The 3,883-nt window shown below is 64.3% G+C and carries 3 protein-coding genes; all 3 read left to right on the top strand.

The features are described from left to right. Window positions 1-251: 251 nt before the first annotated feature. Window positions 252-1,391 carry a tyrosine-type recombinase/integrase gene (locus ABH924_RS24630; RefSeq protein ID WP_404503130.1) on the top strand — a complete coding sequence of 380 codons (1,140 nt, stop codon included), beginning with the start codon at window positions 252-254 and terminating at the stop codon, window positions 1,389-1,391. Further along, the gene (locus tag ABH924_RS24635) at window positions 1,388-1,804 is read left to right on the top strand and encodes a helix-turn-helix domain-containing protein (RefSeq protein WP_404503126.1); all 417 of its coding nucleotides are present in this window, start codon (window positions 1,388-1,390) and stop codon (window positions 1,802-1,804) included. The genes ABH924_RS24630 and ABH924_RS24635 overlap by 4 nt, the downstream gene beginning before the upstream one ends. A gap of 890 nt (window positions 1,805-2,694) precedes the next feature. Beyond that, a partial coding sequence (locus ABH924_RS24640; RefSeq protein WP_404503128.1) for a hypothetical protein occupies window positions 2,695-3,883 on the top strand: 1,189 nt, incomplete at its 3' end.

Consider the following 3,883-nt stretch of genomic DNA (forward strand, 5'->3'; position numbering starts at 1 on the left):
AGAACCGTCGGGAATTCTTCAGTGCGACGGACGAAAATCGGCTCGAGAACCGACTCCAGGGCGCGGTCTGCTTCTGGACATGAGGCGAGGTCCTATGTCAGACGGTGATCGTGACAGGCAAGGTCGAGGCCTACTGCAATGCAAAGCCGAGCGAATGCTTGAATAGCTTGCATCAGATGCAAGCTGATCCCAATGCCGGTGCGCATCCGCCTAACTTGACTTCTTGCATGTGATGCAGGATCGTGCATCTTATGCAAGATGCTTTGAGGTGGGATGCGCTGGACCGTGCAGTGCTCGCCGCGACGTCCCGCGAGACGCGCAAGCTTCTCTCAGCCGGGGCGGTGCTGCTGCGCCCGGAAGAGACAGTGCTCGAGGCATGCCTTGGCGGGTGGATCATGCAGATGGAGTCCCGGAACCTAACGCAGAGGTGGATCGAGCTCTCATACAAGACCGCGCTGCGGTTCTGCCGGTACACCGGAGAGTACCCATGGAACTGGGGTCCGGGAGATCTGGAGGCCTGGGCCTCAGAGCTCCTCGGCAAGCTGAAGGCGCCGACAGTACGAGGGCTCCAGAACCATATCGGCCGTTTTCTTGACTACTTGACTGACCCCGCATACGGATGGGCAGCCGTCTGCGAGCACTATTTCGGCACGCACCCGGCGCAGATCTGCTCGGAATGGAACACGGTCGGCCAGCATGCCCTCGGCGACGAGCCGCGGCCGCGATCATTCACGCGCGAGGAATTGGCCCGATTGTTCGAGTTCTGCGACTCCCGGATCGAGCGGGCACAGCAGGCACGGACAAAGGGGGCCCTCGCCGCGGCGAGGGATTCGGCGATGTTCAAGGTCCAGTACGCGTGGGGACTCCGACGGCGGGAGGTATGCCGGCTTGATGTGGCCAGCGTTTCCGAGAATCCGAGGCAGCCCCAGTTCGGCAACGCCGGAGTGCTGGATGTGCGCTGGGGCAAGGGCAGCAACGGCAGAGGACCCAAGCAGAGGACCGTCCTCACTACCCTGCCGTGGTCGGCCAGGGTCCTCATCCAGTACATCGATGTCGTGCGCCCTTGCTACCGGTCCGGCCCTGAGCTGTGGGTCTCGGAGCGGAGCCAGAGAGTGTCCGAAACTTCCTACAATGAGCGGTTCGCCGAGTACCGCGACGAGCTCGGCCTCGACCACAGACTGACCCCGCACGGGCTCCGGAGGGCCTACATCACCCACCTGCTCGAAGACGGGTGGGACCTGAGGTTCGTTCAGACCCAAGTTGGGCACGCACACGCGAGCACGACGACGATCTACTCCCATGTCAGCAACGACTTCATGACCAGTACGCTCAATAACGCGCTCATGGACGGCGCACCCGAGGACCTGTGGAACACCGGAGGAATGCGATGACACCCGAACGTCGGCCAACCGCCAAGGGGCGCCCAGACGTAACTCGTCCCACGGGATACCACTGGAAGCTTTCGGCGCTGATGGAGGAACAGGGAATGAAGGCCAGCGTCGAACTCGGTCCCCTCCTAGCGCGCCGGGGAGTCATCCTCTCCGACGCACAGGTCTACCGCCTCATCCACTACACGCCAGAACGGCTTAGCCTCCGGACCCTCTCGGCCCTCTGTGACATCTTTGTATGCACCCCGAATGACCTCGTCGTCCCGTTCGTCGAAGGCGTCAGCCAATTGCGCACTGCCGCCGGCGGCGCAGCCCCCAAGGGCAAGACCGGCCCCGCCAAGAGCCCGGTATCTGACCTGCCGGAAGGCTTCGCACCCGAGAAGGCCGATCTCGGGCCCAGCAGGAAGCGCCCGTGACAGCGAAATACGCCCCGTCAAGGCGACGCTGCGGACACTGCGGCCGTGTGGCTCCTGTTAGTCGCTACGATGCCGCACCGGACGGAGAACGGATCCCCGTCTGCACGAATTGCTACAAGCGTCCACAGGGGGCCTGCACCAGCTGCGGGATGGAAGGTGCACTCTTCGGAACCCTCGAGCGGGTCCCGCTGGTCTGCGGTCGCTGCTGGCACTCGGTGACCGGAGCATGCGCCTCTTGCGGCAAGACCGGTTTCCTCGTCCCGGCTGGAGACGGGCCGCCTGCCGTATGCTCACAGTGCCACCGTTCCCGCCCCTGCGGATATTGCGGACGCGGCAACAGGGCTGCGGCATACGAGACCACCGGTCGAGGCCAGGTCCCTGTCTGTCCGAAGTGCTACAACCGGCCCAGAGGCGATTGCTCCCGCTGCGGGAACAATGGTGCGCTCTACGGCCAGAGCCTACGTATTCCGCTCGTCTGTGGGTTCTGCTGGCACGCCTCCGAAGGAGAATGTGCTTCCTGCGGGAACGCTGCCTTCCTCGTACCCACCGGCGACGGGCCGCCCGCCCGCTGCTTCGACTGCCACAAGATTTCCCTACGGCGCTGCGGCAGCTGCATGGGCACCGATCGCAGGATCAAGCGGATCGGACAGGACGGCGAACCTGACCTCTGCGACCGTTGCTGGACAGGCCCGATGAAAACATGTCACCTCTGCGGCCTTCTTCGGCGCTGCACTGCCGGTGGGAAGGCCGGAACGCCGGTCTGCGCACTGTGCGTGCCAAAGAGGCCTCAGCCCTGCGGCGAATGCGGGAGAGAGGAGCCTCCTTACTCCGTCATTGATGCGACCGTCCTATGCTGGCGTTGCCACGGGAAACGCAAGTCCGGACCAGGTGTGCATTCGGTACTCGACTCATACCGCGGACCCGAACTACGTGCCGCCGATCTGGGCAAGCCCGCCGGATGGAAACGGGACGACGGGTGCCACGACTGCGGGGCGGTCTCGCCCCGCTACCTCTACGGACGCTGCGGAAGCTGCGGTATCGGCGCGGTCTTCGACCATCTCACACCGGACCCGGTGGCCAAAGCAAAGCTCGCACCGTTGCGCGAAGCCCTGCTTATTGGGCCCCGACCCTGGGCCGTCGTCGACTGGCTCAAGAAGAACCCTGAGCTTCTGATCGGCATGGGAACCGGGGCAATCCCCATAAGCCACCCGGCATTGGACTCCCTGCCTAGCAGTCGCACCACTGAGATCATTCGTGGAAGGCTCGTCGCGACCAACTGCCTGCCCGAACGAAACACCTATGCCGCCGCATTCGAGACCTGGCTGCCACGGTTCCTGGAGGAAGCGGAGCCGGCGTCACACAGGCTCGTCCTGCACGAGTACGGCACCTGGCGTCTCCTACCCCGCATGCGTCAGCCCAGGGACAGCCGACCGCAGACCTACTCGACATTTCAGCTGGCCAAGAGCCGAATCCGTGCGGCGCGCCGCTTCCTCGACCGGCTCACTGAAGAGAACCTCACACTCGCCGACGCCTCCCAAGCGCATGTCGACGACTTCCTCGCCGGGAACCCGCAGATCCTCCCACTACTCCAGCCGTTCTATCTCTGGACCACCCAGACCCGTAGAAGCCAGACGCTGGTCTGCAAACGAAACCGCGGAAACCTCCCCAAAGGCATCATGCCGTCCGAGCGCCGTTGGGAACTACTCCGCAAATTCATACGCGATGACCGTCTCGACCTCGCCGACAGAACTATCGGCGCACTCATCCTCACCTACGGGCTACCCTTGACAACCGTGTTAGGACTCCGGACCGAAGATGTGACCCGAGTCGACACCGATTCCGAAGACGAGATCGTCACGTTGCGCATCGGCCCGAGCGAGCTGCAGCTCGCCCCTGGACTCGACCACCTCCTCGTCCGCCAGTTAGGCGACAGCAGCATCCCCCGGACCGGCGCGGCAATCGCCACAGGGCAGTGGCTGTTCCCAGGCGCAAAGGCAGGCCAGCCCCTCAGTCACCCCCGCGGAGTCAAACGGCTCCGCCAGCACGGCCTCCATCCCGGCCCCGGGCGCTCCCGCGCCC

Origin of the sequence: Arthrobacter sp. GAS37 (assembly GCF_044908325.1) — a bacterium.
GTDB classification, from domain to species: domain Bacteria; phylum Actinomycetota; class Actinomycetes; order Actinomycetales; family Micrococcaceae; genus Arthrobacter; species Arthrobacter ramosus.